The sequence below is a fragment of the Halorhabdus salina genome (assembly GCF_013839425.1).
Lineage (GTDB): Archaea > Halobacteriota > Halobacteria > Halobacteriales > Haloarculaceae > Halorhabdus > Halorhabdus salina.
Genome location: NZ_JACDNP010000003.1, coordinates 235872 through 248083 on the forward strand (window position 1 = coordinate 235872; position 12212 = coordinate 248083).

The window sequence follows — 12212 nt, forward strand, 5'->3', positions numbered from 1 at the left end:
AACTTGTTCGTCCTGGCGAGTTATTTTGCGCGGCTTGACCCGCGAAGTACGGAGTTTCATCAATCCTGTGTGAAAGCCCTGGAAGCTGGCTAGCGTCTCCAATCGACTAGCCCAGTCTAGAGACGGCATCCAAGATTGTGGATCGTTGCATATTGGCTGCGCAGAACTGTTCGTGAAGGGGGGCTGGGTGTTTATTTTGCTCCGACGGCCGCTTTGTGTCACTTTTCTTTACCTTCGACGGAATCACGACGGGGTGGAACCGAGTTCAGAGTCAGATGGGAGCATTGTAGAGAATCGATAGTTTCTCGGTCACACACCCGGCAGGCGACTCGGTCGGACTCGTTGACGCGATGGATACAGAGAGATTGCATCGAATCCACCACCGTCGAGAGGAGATCTCAACGTGACCACCGCCGTTCCTTATGCGACCAGCACGGGGAGACCGAACGTCAACACGACTCCAGTGACGGCGATCGCCCATCCCATCGCGACCTGACTCGTCGTGTACGTACTCTGAGGGGCAGTACTCCGGCGTGGTGGCTCCCGCGACGGCGGCGTGGGCTCGGTCGGGTCGTACGCTGGACGGTCTTCGTCGTGCTCGTCGGACATGCGTATCCGTTCGTGTAGGGAGTACTTCGAAGTACCGGAACGAGCAACGTCGGTACGGTTCCCGAGTCGTGAGCAATCGGACGGGGCGAGAACCCACTCAGATTGAAGTGAGGCCGCTCGTGCGGACTGCTTTTGATGCCGCCCTGTGTAGGGCAAGCCAGATGACGCTCACCAAACGGATCATCCCGTGTATCGATGTCGACTTGGACGAGGACGGCAATGCGGCCGTCTACACGGGCGTGAACTTCGAGGACCTCACGTATACGGGCGATCCCGTCGAAATGGCAAAGCGATATAACGAGGCGGGCGCTGACGAGTTCGTCTTTCTGGATATCACCGCCAGCGCAGAGGGGCGGGCGACGATGCTCGAAACCGTCGAAGCAGTCGCCGACGAAGTGTTCATTCCGCTCACGGTCGGTGGCGGGATCCGTACCCGCGAGGATATCAAGGAGACACTGCGGGCCGGCGCGGACAAGGTTTCGATCAACACTGGCGCAATCGAAAACCCGGACCTCATCGAGGAGGGGGCGACCGCCTTTGGCAATCAGTGCATCGTCATCTCCGTCGACGCCCGGCGGCGCTACGACGAAGAGGGCGAACACTACGAGCAAGTCGACGGCGAGTCAGTCTGGTTCGAGGCCACCGTCAAAGGTGGCCGCGAAGGCACAGGGATCGACGTTATCGAGTGGGCCAGGGAGGCCGAACAACGTGGTGCGGGCGAGCTGTTCGTCAACTCGATCGACGCTGACGGGACCAAAGACGGCTACGACATCCCACTCACCCGGGCGGTCTGTGATGCCGTCGACACGCCTGTGATCGCCTCCTCGGGCTGTGGCGCTCCGGAGGACATGTACGAGGTGTTCACCGAAGCCGGCGCAGATGCAGGGCTTGCAGCCTCGATCTTCCACTTCGGCGAGTACTCGATCGACGAAACCAAGGCGTATCTGGACGATCGAGGCGTCCCAATTCGGCTGTAAATGGGTGCCCTGACAGACTGGGTGGTACTGTGGCGGAAGTCACGGGAGTTTTGTACGTGTAAGTCGGCCGTGAAGACATGAAGTGGCGCTGTCCGCAGTGTGGCAAGCCACACGACCGCAATGACCCGCCGTGTGACAACTGCGGCCATCACGACTTCGAACGGGCGGTCGTTCCTGGGGCACCCGAAAGCGATCGAGAGTCATTCGTCTGGAGCTGTGTAGAATGTGGCCGACAGCACCAGCGGAACAACCCCCCGTGTGCTCGCTGTGGACACGGTACGTTCGAGAAACAACCGCTCGAATACAATGACGTCGATCTGTCAACCCGTGGCTACCTGGACTTGATCGGCCGGCAGGAACTGGCAGCTATCGGCGTACTGGTCGGATTACTCGCCATCGGGGCACTCGCGATCACCGGGATCGTGACGGTGCCCGGCCTTACGCCGCAAGGGCCGCCGACTGTCGAGAACGTACCGGGTAACGCGACCGTAGCTGACGGACTGTCCCTCGGTGACGTCGAGACTGCGTATCTGGAGGCACTCAACGACCGCCGTGGGGCCGCCGGGAGCACCACACTCGAGCGATCCGAGACGCTCGATTCCCTTGCCACGTACTACAACCAGCACCGGGTGAGAGCTGTCTACGGAGATGGGTCTCTGCCCTCCAAGGCAGAGCTCGGGGAGTCCTTCGACGTGCAGTGTTCGGCGAAAATGTACCCACTGAGACCGCTGCAGCCAAATTGGACTGCGTCTGCGTCTCCGCGGTCGCTTGGTGAAACACTGGCCACTGATCGGCTAGCAGATGAAACCGACAGCTTCCAGCGGACAGCGAGTCGGACGGGCATCGACATGCATTACGCGCCCGACGGAACGTTATTTGTCACCCAGGTCATCTGCTGACCAGTAATCGCGATCGCACTCGAAAACGAGCAATACAGACAATCGGTCAATTGATTGATCGAGTAAGAAAGAATAGAAACATCCATACCAACCTTCGGAAAAAGTCGCCTGAATGCCGTCGTTATCGTATGAACCGGTCACGTACGAGGAACTGTCGCCCGATCGACGACCCACGCTCACGCAGGCGATCGTCCCGATCGTCGGTATGTTGGGCTTGCTGACGCTGTGGATGGTATTCCTCCCGATCGAGGAGCCGAGTCCGCACATGCCGTTGCTGTGGAGTGGTGCGTTTACCGGCCTGATCGGCTGGTTGTGGTTCGACCGCAGTTGGGACGAACTCTACGAGGGGATCGTCGACGGGCTACAGATGGGCATGCAAGCGATTTTGATCCTGATGATAGTCTACATGCTGATCGCGGCCTGGATCGCTGCGGGGACGATCCCGACCCTGATCGTCTACGGGCTAGAAGTGCTCACTCCATCGGTATTCCTGCCTGTCGCGGCCGTACTGGCCTTTGCGACCGCGTTCACCGTCGGTTCTTCCTGGACGACAGCCGGGACGCTCGGCGTCGCGTTCATCGGGATCGGGACTGGGTTGGGTATCCCCGAGCCGATGACGGCCGGGGCTGTTCTCAGCGGGGCCTATACCGGCGACAAGGTTTCGCCGCTGTCAGACACAACGAACCTCGCGGCCGCCGTAACAAACACCGACCTTATGGATCACGTCAGTGCCATGCGTGTCGGGACCGGGGTGGCGTTTGGCATTTCGGTACTCGCCTATGTCGTCTTGGGCTTGCAAGCAGGCGGTGAGATTCCCGTCGGGCAACTTGAGACGATCATTACGGGACTCGAAGGATCGTACACGATTTCTGCGTTAACGTTCGTCCCCTTTGTCGTCACGTTTGCACTCGCGTTGCGTGGGTATCCAGCGATCCCAGCACTGTTGGCCGGTGTCTTCGTCGGTGCCGGGACGGCCGTGGTCGTGCAGGGCCTTGCACCCATCGATGCCTGGCAGGCGATCCACTTCGGGACTGAGCCTTCGACTGGCGTCAAGTCGATCGACACACGACTTGCAGTTGATGGGCTTTCGGGTGCCATGTGGGTTATCTCACTGGTGATGATCGCGCTGTCGCTTGGCGGACTCTTCGAGCGGATGGGCATCCTCGCGGTCCTTGCCCACGGCCTCGCACGCACGATCCGTGGAGTCGGGAGTCTGACGATCGGGACCGCCGTCTCGGCGTTTTCGATGAACGTCCTCGCTGCCGAGCAGTACATGAGTATCGTCGTCCCGGGACTGACGCTCCGAAACCTCTACGACGAGTATGACCTGGACAGTTCGAATCTCTCGCGAGCGATCGAGGCGGCAGGCACGACCACCAGCGCACTGATCCCCTGGACGACCGGCGGGATCTACATGGCCGGCGTGCTCGGCGTCCCCACGCTCGAATATGCGCCGTATTACCTACTCGGCTTTCTCTCACCGCTCGTGTTGATCGTGATGGGGCTGACTGGCTGGCAGATTCGCTTCAAAGAAGACGTCGGGGAACCTGCCACGCCGTCAGTGGGTGAAACCTCGCCGAACGTCGACAGCAATTGAATTACGCTGCGGTGTTGTAGGCCGTTTCGAGGGCGTCGGCCTTCTCGACGACGCGCTGGGCACCCGTTTCGAGTGCATCGAGCGCATCCGTGTTGTCTTCGGTTTTGATCGTAAGAATGGGATCGGTCTGTCCACCGGACTGTTCAGGGTTCATGTCGTATGTCGCGGCGGCAACGCCATCAGTCTCCAGCAACGCACCCTTCAGTACGTTCATGAAGGTGTGATCCTCGCCCGCGACCTCGATCGACAGGGAGGTATCGCCCTTTTCGATAACCCGTAGTTCCATGCTCGAACCTATGGCCTCGCGCGCATCAACGTTACGTTACAGGTCCGAACGGTCGTCTGTCGCGCCAGGTTCGACGGGCCCGGACAGGTAGTTGGGGACGAGATAGCTTGGTAAGGGTTAAACGTCGGGGCCGGGAACGGGACAGTATGAGTGAGAGCCAACAAAAACGTACGCAGAAGTGTGTCTCCTGCGGAATCAATATCTCGGGGACCAACGCCGCTGCGTTCGACTGTCCCGATTGTGGACGCCGGATTTACCGGTGTCCGACCTGTCGCAAGCAGAGTACGCTGTACGAATGTCCCGAATGCGGGTTCACGGGCCCGTAACGACACGCACATAACTACCTACCGCAACTCATATCCATGGGAAAAGTAGCAGCCGCGATCAAGGTTATGCCGGAAAGCCCCGAAGTTGACCTGGACTCTCTCGAGGATCGCCTCGAACAGTCCCTCCCCGAAGGCGCGAAGATCAACGGGTTCGACCGCGACGATGTCGCGTTCGGCCTCGTCGCGCTTATCCCGACAGTCGTTGTCCCTGATGACGCTGGCGGGACCGAGGCCGTCGAAGAGGCCTTCTCCGACGTCGACGACGTCGAGAGCGTCTCCGTCGAGGACGTCGGTCGCCTGTAGGGCCGGAACGCACGTTTTATAAGTCCAACCGGATTAGCGCACTCCAAGAATGCCCAGTTCAAACGGACCACTCGAAGGCACGCGTAACAAGCTCAAAAACGACCCGCGAGAGCGCGGTACCTCGCCGCCGGACCAGGCCGTCGAATCGTTCGAAGTCGGCCAGATGGTCCACCTGGCGATCGACCCAAGCGTTGCTGATGGTCGCTTCCACCCCCGATTCTCGGGCCACACCGGCGAAGTTACCGGTGAACAGGGGAAAGCCTACAAAGTACAGATCAACGACGGCGGCAAGGACAAGACCATCATCGCCAAGCCCGCTCACCTGCGCGAGCAGACCGAGGAGTAAGGGATGACGATCTTCAAGGAGAAGGTCAGTGAGGAGTACCTCACCTTCGCCGAGGCGAAGGAACTCCTCGCAGACATTGAGCAAGAGCGCGCGGCCGACGAAGAGCGGGAGATGCGCTACGAGCTCACCCGCGCGATCGAGCACGTCAACCGCTTTGCGACGCTCGATCCCGAGGAATCCCAGGAGTTCGCCGACGAAGTGCTCGAGTTGGAGAAAGTCGACGAACCGACTGCCTACAAGATCGTCAATCTCCAGCCACGCGACCGAGACGAACTCCGTGCGATCTACGCCCAAGAGCGATACACGCTGGATGGCGACGAACTCGACGACATTCTTGACGTCGTCGCAAAGTACGTCTGACCTCTTGCCGGCAATCGGGTGAAACTGTCAAGACGCCGGGCGGCCCGCGTGATTTTAAGTGCCCCCTCACCGTAGCGATGGGACATGAGTACCGACGGAAGCGACTCGGATGCTGCCCGGGCCGTAATTCTCGATCATCTCCCACACGGTCGTTCGGAAGACGACCGCCCCCAATACCAGAAACAGCCTCTCGCCTACGCGGTAACCACCGAGAACTTCCGGCTGGTCGAGTTGACCCTGCTCGCGGATGCGAGTCTCTCGATCGGTGACCGGATCTCCATTGAGACGGATATGATCGACGTCATTCGGGACGTCGAGTACGAGGACCTCTCGGGTGGTGCACAGTCAGAACTCGACTACGCCATCGAGGAAATAATCGAGGACAATGAGCCGCGCTTCGTCGATTTCTTCAACGACGCCCAGCCGATCACGACCCGCCTCCACGCGTTGAATCTCCTCCCCGGGATCGGGAAGAAACTCCGGAACGCGGTCCTCGATCAGCGCAAGCGCAAGCCCTTCGAGAGCTTCGAGGAACTGGCCGACCGAGTCGATGGCCTGCACAATCCACAGGAGGTGCTCGCCGACCGGATTATGGAAGAGATTTCTGAAGAAGACCTCAAATATCGGACGTTCGCCCGTCGCGAGGAATGAGCGACGGCAACGAGACGAACGTGGCGGCGGGCGGGCACCGAGACCCGGACGCGCTGCTCTCGCGGGCCGGGGCCGCCGGCAATCCCGATCGCGATCAGCACTTCCTCGTCGACGATCGGGTCCTCGATCGGATCCCGACGTACGCGGCCGATGTCGAGATCGATCTCGATCACGTCTTGGAGATCGGTGCAGGGAACGGGGCGCTGACCGATCGACTACTCGCTGTCGCCGATCGCGTCACGGCAATCGAGCGTGATCCAGACCTGGCGGCGTTCCTGCGTGAGGAATTTGGGGACGCGATCGCTGACGGTCGCCTGACGGTGATCGAAGGCGACGCCCTGGCGGTGGACCTCCCCGATCACACTGCATCGATTTCGAATCTGCCCTACGGCGCGTCCAGCGAGATCCTCTTCCGATTGCTCCCGGACGGAAAGCCCGTGATCGCGATGGTGCAACAGGAGTTCGGAGAGCGGATGGCCGCCACACCAGGCAGCGACGAGTACGGTCGACTCTCGGTGACGGCAGGCCACTATGCCGACGTGGAACTCGTCGAGCCAGTCCCGCCGGACGCCTTCTCGCCGCCGCCGGCCGTCGATAGTGCGATCGTTCGGGCGCTCCCGCGCGATCCCGACTACACCGTTCCCGACGACGAGTTCTTCCTGGACTTCGTCAAAGCCGTGTTCACGCAGCGACGCAAGACCGTCCGGAACGGGATCCGGAACACGGCCCACATCTCGGGACTCGACGATCCCGACGCGGTCGTCGAAGCGGCCGACGAGGAACTGTTGAGCAAGCGGGCCGGCAAGCTTGCGCCCGAAGATTTCGCGGCGTTGGCGAGTCTGGCCCACGAAGTGGGACTCGCTAACGATGACTGACGACGAGCAGTCGTCCGAACTGGACGTCGACCGCCCAGCCCTGGCCGACCAGCGTGGCGTCGACACTGTCTACGGGGCAAGCGAGGACTCCCACTTGCTTGCGGAAGCAGCCGTCGAAGGGGCCAAGGAGGGCGAGCGCGCGCTGGACATCGGGACTGGCTCGGGCTACGTCGCGGGCGCGCTTGCCGAGGCTGGCGTCGACGTGGTTGGAACGGACCTGAATCCGGCGGCCTGTCGGCAGGTACACGAGGCTGGAATTTCGGCCGTGCGCGCGAATCTGCTCGATCCGATCCGTGCGGACGCCGTCGATCTCGTGGTTTTCAATCCGCCGTATCTCCCAACCGATCCCGAGACGGAGTGGGGCGACTGGATGCAAGCGGCCCTCTCGGGTGGCGAAGACGGCCGTGCGGTGGTCGATCCGTTTCTGGCGGATGTCGGTCGAGTGCTTCAGGACGACGGCCGGGCATTCTTGCTGGTCAGCAGTCTCACCGGGATCGACGACGTGACGGAATTTGCCGGCGAGCAAGGGCTCAATTCGTCGATCGTCGCCGAGGAGTCGTTCCCGTTCGAGCGGCTGGTCGTGCTGCGGTTGACGGTCGAGTGAGTCCCGTCACTCCTCGCGCAATTCGAATTCAATTCGCTCGACGTCGGCCCCTTTCGAGACGCGGTTCGTGATCTCGATCGCCCCGATCGCACCTGTCCGGTCGACGTGCGTCCCGCCGCAGGGACACATGTCGAAGTCGCCGATCTCGACGACGCGCAGTTCTTCGACGTGATCCGGAAGTAAATCGAGGTTCGACCGCCCCTCGGCGACGTTGTCCTCGACGCGCTCGCGCGGTCGTTCGTCTTTCTCGACCGGGAGGTTCTGCTCGATTACCGCGTTGGTCCGTTCCTCGATGACTTCGAGATCCTCGTCGTCGAAGTCGGCGGGCTCGAAGTCGATCCGCGAGAAGTCGGTGTGGATCTGGTTGCCGGCGGTTGTGGCGTCGTATTCTTCCAAGACGACCCGCGAGAGGATGTGCTGGGCGGTGTGCATCCGTCGGTGAGCCTCACGGCGCTGCTCGTCGATGCGTCCGGTGACAGTCTCGCCCTCGCCCGGAAGCCCCCCTTCGACGTCACCCAATTCGTGATGGATATCGCCGTGGTCCTTCCGGACGTCGACGACTGATGCGCTGCCACCGTCCCACTCTAACGTCCCGTTATCGGCGGGCTGTCCCCCGCCCTCCGAGTAGAAGTAAGTGCCGTCGAGAACGATCGAGTCGTCGGTCGTTTCGACAACGGTCGCCTCGAACTCGGTCACGTCGTCTTCGTCGGGGAGGTAGCGCAGTTCAGTCATATGACCTGGTTCGGGGCCGATCACTACAAAGTCCCCGATCTGACGACTGGTCCTGTCCTGACGGGCGTTCCCAACTGCCGGGAGCAGACCCCAGCACATGAATAGGTCGACGTGCAATCACCGCCTATCATGGGTTTGCGAGACTTTCTGCGTGAGGAGGCCCGAACGACGCTCACCGAACCCGTCGACGCGCGGTTCGAACTCCCGGCGTTGGCCGTCCAAGACGAGTCGAAACCGACCGTCTTCGAGACCGTCGGTGAATACCCGAACGTGCGCGCAGTGGCCAACACGCTCGGCTCCCGCGAGATGATCGGCCGGGCACTCGATGTGGAGCCGTCGGCAATCGTCGACGCGATGGGCTCGGCGATGAACGATCCGCTGCCCGTCGAGAAAACGGCCGAGCCATCCTTCGAGCACGTCGCAAGCGAGCCAACGATCGACGACCACGTGCCGATTCCGGTGTTCTACGACGAGCACGAGCGACAGTACTTCGCGTCCTCGGTCGTGATCAGCAAGGATCCCGAGACTGGCGTCCAGAACGCATCCTTTCACCGGATGATGTTCGATTCGGGCAACCGGCTCGTGATGCGCCTCGTCGAACGGCACCTCCACGACATCTACTCCCGTACTGAAGGCGGGTTGGAGGTTGCGATCGTGATGGGCGTCCATCCGGCCGTCGAACTGGCCGCCGCAACGTCGTTCGCCCCGGAAAAGAGTGAGCTTGCGCTTGCCAATCGACTGCTCGATGGCACCTTTGCAACGACAGAGGTCGACGGGATCGACGTGCCCGCAGACGCCGAAATCGTCATGCGACCGACCATCACCGACGAGCGAAGCGAAGAGGGGCCCTTCGTCGATCTCTCCCGGACGTGGGATCGGACGCGTCAGCAACCCGTCGTCGAAGTGGCGGATCTCTACATGCGGCCCGATCCCTACGCGCGGATCATCGTCCCCGGTCGCACCGAACACGCCCACCTGATGGGCATCCCGCAGGAGCCCCGGATCTACCGGATCGTCGAAAACACTGTTCCGACGGTCGAGAACGTCGTGTTGACGCCCGGCGGCTGCTCGTGGCTGCACGGCGTGGTCCAGCTCGACAAGCGCAGCGAGGGCGATCCGAAGAACGCCGGCATGGCCGCGCTGGCGGGCCACCCCTCGATGAAGAAGGTAACCGTCGTCGACAGCGATATCGACCCGGCCGATCCGCAATCCGTCGAATGGGCGACCGCGACGCGAATGCAGCCTGACGAGGATATCACAGTCATCGAGAACGCCAAGGGGTCTTCCCTGGATCCCTCCCAGGACTACGATCGCGGGACGCTCGCAAAGTGGATCGTCGATGCAACCGTGCCCGGCGACCGCGACCGAAGCGACTTCGCCGAGGTGACAGTGCCCAAAGCCGAGGAAATCGACCTCACGGACTACCAATAACACAGGAGACGACCAACTATGCACCTGACACAACACGAGGAAGATTTACTCGAATCGAGCAATTCGGCCGTCCGGAAGGCGATGGAACTGCTCGTCAAGCTTGGGGATATTTACGGTGCCGAGGAGATGATCGAGATCGAGTCCGCCCAGGCCTCGGGCATCTCGTACAAGTCGATCGGTGACCCCGGCGTCGAGTTTCTGGAAGGCTTCGCCGACGAGGGCGCCGAAGCGTCGGTCCCGACCTTTGCCAACCCGGCCGGAATGGACCTCGAACGCTGGGAGGAGCTGGGCATCGACGACGAGTTCGCCGAACAGCAGTTCCGCATTCGCGACGCACTCAAGGAGATGGGAATCGTCCTCTCGTTCACCTGCACGCCCTACCTCGCGGGCAATCTCCCGCGGCGCGGCCAGCACGTCGCGTGGGCCGAATCCTCGGCCGTCTCCTTTGTCAACAGTGTGGTTGGAGCTCGAACCAACCGCGAGGGCGGTCCCTCGGCGCTGGCGGCGTCAATCACCGGCCGGACGCCGAAATACGGGCTCCACCTCGAAGAGAATCGCCAGCCAACCTACCGGATCGATGTCGAAGCCGACATCGAGAGTCAAGCAGACTTCGCAGCCCTCGGATCGTGGACGGGCCGACTCGTCGAGGATGGCAAACCGTACTTCACGGGGATCGACGCGGGCGGGACGGACCATCTGAAGGCCCTGGGGGCAGCGATGGCCGCCACCGGCGCGGTCGCACTGCACTTCGTCGAGGGCGTCACGACCGAGATGGAACCCCCCGAAAACGTCGAGACGGTGACCTTCGGCGAGGGCGAACTCCAGGCAGAGTACGACGAACTCACGACGGCCGAGGATCCCGAACTCGTCGTCATCGGCTGTCCACACTGCTCGCCCGAAGAGATCCAGGACGTCGCGGCGACCGTCGAGGGCAAGTCTCTCACCAGCGATCTGTGGGTCTGTACGAGCGCTTCGGTCAAGACCTGGGCCGATCGGAACGGGCTGACTGAAACCATCGAGGCGGCTGGCGGCAAGGTACTGGCGGACACCTGCAACGTCGTCTCGCCGATCGAAGAACTGGGGTATGAATCCAGTGCGACTGACTCGGCGAAGGCCGCGACGTATCTGCCAGGCTTTTGCAACCAGGACGTGGCGTTCAACGATAAGGAGACGCTGCTCGCGGAGGTGACCGAGTGATGACGGATAGTGACGCCGCCAGAGCAGCGACCGAAATCACAGCCGAGCCGATCACCGAAGGAACCGGCCGCGGGGAAGTCCTCCGCTCGCCCGTCCCGATCAGCTTTTACGGCGCGGTCGAACCCGACACGGGCGAGTTCATCGAGGACGGCCATCCCCTGGAGGGCGAGAACATTGCGGGCAAGGTGCTGGTGTTCCCGCGCGGGAAGGGCTCGACAGTCGGCTCCTATGTCCTGTACGGACTGGCAAACAACGGCTGTGCGCCGGCGGCGATCGTCAACGAGGAGACCGAAACGATCGTCGCGACGGGCGCGATCCTCGGGGAGATTCCCTGTCTTGACTCCCCGGAGATGGATCTGGAAACGCTCGAAGACGGCGAGACCGTCGAGGTCGACGCCGACGCGGGCGTGATTCGGCGACAATGACCGAGACGCGTTTCGTCGTCGGCGTGACGGGTGCGTCGGGGATCCCGATCGCCATCCGGACAGTCGAGGCCCTGGCTGAACACGGCGCGGTCCACACGGTAGTCACCGACGCCGCCGAGTCGGTGATGGCCCACGAGTCTGGCTCGCGCGAAGCGACGATGGATCGGCTACAGGAGGCTTCAGCCGAACTCTACGGGGAGAGCGAAGTGGGCGCGCCGATCGCCTCTGGTTCGTTCGACACTGACGGGATGGTAATCGTCCCGGCCTCGATGAACACCGTCGCGGCCGTCGCCACCGGTCGCTCGGATTCGCTGGTGACCCGGGCCGCCGACGTCACGCTGAAGGAACGCCGCCGGCTTGTGGTCGTTCCCCGGGAGACACCGCTGAGTCAGATTCACTTGGAAAATCTGACGAAACTCGCGGAGCTGGGTGTCGACGTCGTGCCCCCCGTTCTCGGCTTTTACTTCGATCCCGAGGACCCCGATGACTTCGTCGATCACATCGTCGGGAAGATCCTCGAACGGTTCGGTCTCGATCACGACTGTTACGACGCCTGGAATCCCGACTGAGCAGGTGGGCCCTGACGCGCTCCGG

17 protein-coding genes are annotated in these 12212 nt (G+C 62.0%); 14 read left to right on the forward strand and 3 right to left on the reverse strand.

All coding sequences use genetic code 11. From position 1 onward, the window contains the following. Positions 1-420: 420 nt before the first annotated feature. Positions 421-609, reverse strand: a complete 189-nt coding sequence (locus HZR20_RS05750; protein WP_181685630.1) for a DUF7550 family protein — start codon at positions 607-609, stop codon at positions 421-423. Positions 610-770: 161 nt separating this feature from the next. Here HZR20_RS05750 and hisF point away from each other — a divergent pair, with 161 nt between their 5' ends. From hisF to arcD, 3 genes are all read left to right on the forward strand, one after another. Beyond that, complete coding sequence (gene hisF, locus HZR20_RS05755) at positions 771-1586, forward strand: imidazole glycerol phosphate synthase subunit HisF (RefSeq protein WP_181685631.1); 816 nt, start codon at positions 771-773, stop codon at positions 1584-1586. Between the two features lie 77 nt (positions 1587-1663). Further along, positions 1664-2485, forward strand: a complete 822-nt coding sequence (locus HZR20_RS05760) for a hypothetical protein (protein WP_181685632.1) — start codon at positions 1664-1666, stop codon at positions 2483-2485. A gap of 112 nt (positions 2486-2597) precedes the next feature. Continuing rightward, positions 2598-4082, forward strand: coding sequence for an arginine/ornithine antiporter ArcD (arcD, locus tag HZR20_RS05765; RefSeq protein ID WP_181685633.1), 1485 nt, complete (start codon positions 2598-2600; stop codon positions 4080-4082). A 1-nt stretch (position 4083) separates the two neighbouring features. Here the strand turns inward: arcD and HZR20_RS05770 are convergent, their stop codons facing one another. Continuing rightward, entirely contained in the window at positions 4084-4368 is a 285-nt protein-coding gene (locus tag HZR20_RS05770) for a DNA-directed RNA polymerase subunit L (protein WP_181685634.1), read from the reverse strand. Between the two features lie 146 nt (positions 4369-4514). On the opposite strand from HZR20_RS05770, the gene HZR20_RS05775 reads away from it, so the two are divergent. The 7 genes from HZR20_RS05775 to HZR20_RS05805 all read left to right on the forward strand — a co-directional run bounded on the left by HZR20_RS05775 (position 4515) and on the right by HZR20_RS05805 (position 7833). Further along, entirely contained in the window at positions 4515-4694 is a 180-nt protein-coding gene (locus HZR20_RS05775) for an HVO_2753 family zinc finger protein (protein WP_154551258.1), read from the forward strand. A gap of 36 nt (positions 4695-4730) precedes the next feature. After that, the gene (locus tag HZR20_RS05780; protein WP_181685635.1) at positions 4731-4997 is read left to right on the forward strand and encodes an elongation factor 1-beta; all 267 of its coding nucleotides are present in this window, start codon (positions 4731-4733) and stop codon (positions 4995-4997) included. 49 nt (positions 4998-5046) lie between these two features. Beyond that, positions 5047-5343 (forward strand): 50S ribosomal protein L21e, encoded by a 297-nt coding sequence (locus HZR20_RS05785; protein ID WP_181685636.1) that lies wholly within the window; start codon positions 5047-5049, stop codon positions 5341-5343. Positions 5344-5346: 3 nt separating this feature from the next. Then, a complete protein-coding gene (locus HZR20_RS05790; protein ID WP_181685637.1) occupies positions 5347-5703 on the forward strand; it encodes an RNA polymerase Rpb4 family protein in 357 nt (118 codons plus the stop codon). Positions 5704-5787: 84 nt separating this feature from the next. Next, positions 5788-6354, forward strand: coding sequence for a DUF655 domain-containing protein (locus HZR20_RS05795; protein WP_181685638.1), 567 nt, complete (start codon positions 5788-5790; stop codon positions 6352-6354). Next, positions 6351-7229 carry a 16S ribosomal RNA methyltransferase A gene (locus HZR20_RS05800; RefSeq protein WP_181685639.1) on the forward strand — a complete coding sequence of 293 codons (879 nt, stop codon included), beginning with the start codon at positions 6351-6353 and terminating at the stop codon, positions 7227-7229. The genes HZR20_RS05795 and HZR20_RS05800 overlap by 4 nt, the downstream gene beginning before the upstream one ends. Then, positions 7222-7833: a HemK2/MTQ2 family protein methyltransferase gene (locus HZR20_RS05805; RefSeq protein ID WP_181685640.1), complete on the forward strand. Its 612-nt coding sequence runs from the start codon at positions 7222-7224 to the stop codon at positions 7831-7833. Before HZR20_RS05800 ends, HZR20_RS05805 begins: the two co-directional genes overlap by 8 nt. Before the next feature lie 6 nt (positions 7834-7839). On the opposite strand, the gene HZR20_RS05810 is transcribed toward HZR20_RS05805, so the two are convergent. Then, on the reverse strand, positions 7840-8565 hold the full coding sequence (locus HZR20_RS05810; RefSeq protein WP_181685641.1) for an alanyl-tRNA editing protein: 726 nt from the start codon (positions 8563-8565) through the stop codon (positions 7840-7842). A 129-nt stretch (positions 8566-8694) separates the two neighbouring features. Between HZR20_RS05810 and HZR20_RS05815 the strand changes: the two genes are divergently transcribed. From HZR20_RS05815 to HZR20_RS05830, 4 genes are read left to right on the forward strand one after another with little or no spacing between them, the layout of a single operon-like run. Then, positions 8695-9996, forward strand: coding sequence for a UbiD family decarboxylase (locus HZR20_RS05815; RefSeq protein ID WP_181685642.1), 1302 nt, complete (start codon positions 8695-8697; stop codon positions 9994-9996). 18 nt (positions 9997-10014) lie between these two features. Next, complete coding sequence (locus HZR20_RS05820) at positions 10015-11193, forward strand: aconitase X (RefSeq protein ID WP_181685643.1); 1179 nt, start codon at positions 10015-10017, stop codon at positions 11191-11193. Next, complete coding sequence (locus tag HZR20_RS05825) at positions 11193-11618, forward strand: aconitase X swivel domain-containing protein (RefSeq protein WP_181685644.1); 426 nt, start codon at positions 11193-11195, stop codon at positions 11616-11618. Before HZR20_RS05820 ends, HZR20_RS05825 begins: the two co-directional genes overlap by 1 nt. After that, complete coding sequence (locus tag HZR20_RS05830) at positions 11615-12187, forward strand: UbiX family flavin prenyltransferase (RefSeq protein WP_181685645.1); 573 nt, start codon at positions 11615-11617, stop codon at positions 12185-12187. The genes HZR20_RS05825 and HZR20_RS05830 overlap by 4 nt, the downstream gene beginning before the upstream one ends. Positions 12188-12212 lie beyond the last annotated feature (25 nt).

What these genes read in the sequence shown, in the direction of transcription:
- HZR20_RS05815 (WP_181685642.1), top strand. Translation starts at nt 8,695, where the DNA reads ATGGGTTTGCGAGACTTTCTGCGTGAGGAGGCCCGAACGACGCTCACC.
- HZR20_RS05825 (WP_181685644.1), top strand. Translation starts at nt 11,193, where the DNA reads ATGACGGATAGTGACGCCGCCAGAGCAGCGACCGAAATCACAGCCGAG.
- HZR20_RS05760 (WP_181685632.1), top strand. Translation starts at nt 1,664, where the DNA reads ATGAAGTGGCGCTGTCCGCAGTGTGGCAAGCCACACGACCGCAATGAC.
- hisF (WP_181685631.1), top strand. Translation starts at nt 771, where the DNA reads ATGACGCTCACCAAACGGATCATCCCGTGTATCGATGTCGACTTGGAC.
- HZR20_RS05790 (WP_181685637.1), top strand. Translation starts at nt 5,347, where the DNA reads ATGACGATCTTCAAGGAGAAGGTCAGTGAGGAGTACCTCACCTTCGCC.
- HZR20_RS05810 (WP_181685641.1), bottom strand. Translation starts at nt 8,565, where the DNA reads ATGACTGAACTGCGCTACCTCCCCGACGAAGACGACGTGACCGAGTTC.
- HZR20_RS05800 (WP_181685639.1), top strand. Translation starts at nt 6,351, where the DNA reads ATGAGCGACGGCAACGAGACGAACGTGGCGGCGGGCGGGCACCGAGAC.
- HZR20_RS05775 (WP_154551258.1), top strand. Translation starts at nt 4,515, where the DNA reads ATGAGTGAGAGCCAACAAAAACGTACGCAGAAGTGTGTCTCCTGCGGA.
- arcD (WP_181685633.1), top strand. Translation starts at nt 2,598, where the DNA reads ATGCCGTCGTTATCGTATGAACCGGTCACGTACGAGGAACTGTCGCCC.
- HZR20_RS05830 (WP_181685645.1), top strand. Translation starts at nt 11,615, where the DNA reads ATGACCGAGACGCGTTTCGTCGTCGGCGTGACGGGTGCGTCGGGGATC.
- HZR20_RS05770 (WP_181685634.1), bottom strand. Translation starts at nt 4,368, where the DNA reads ATGGAACTACGGGTTATCGAAAAGGGCGATACCTCCCTGTCGATCGAG.
- HZR20_RS05820 (WP_181685643.1), top strand. Translation starts at nt 10,015, where the DNA reads ATGCACCTGACACAACACGAGGAAGATTTACTCGAATCGAGCAATTCG.
- HZR20_RS05780 (WP_181685635.1), top strand. Translation starts at nt 4,731, where the DNA reads ATGGGAAAAGTAGCAGCCGCGATCAAGGTTATGCCGGAAAGCCCCGAA.
- HZR20_RS05750 (WP_181685630.1), bottom strand. Translation starts at nt 609, where the DNA reads ATGTCCGACGAGCACGACGAAGACCGTCCAGCGTACGACCCGACCGAG.
- HZR20_RS05805 (WP_181685640.1), top strand. Translation starts at nt 7,222, where the DNA reads ATGACTGACGACGAGCAGTCGTCCGAACTGGACGTCGACCGCCCAGCC.
- HZR20_RS05785 (WP_181685636.1), top strand. Translation starts at nt 5,047, where the DNA reads ATGCCCAGTTCAAACGGACCACTCGAAGGCACGCGTAACAAGCTCAAA.
- HZR20_RS05795 (WP_181685638.1), top strand. Translation starts at nt 5,788, where the DNA reads ATGAGTACCGACGGAAGCGACTCGGATGCTGCCCGGGCCGTAATTCTC.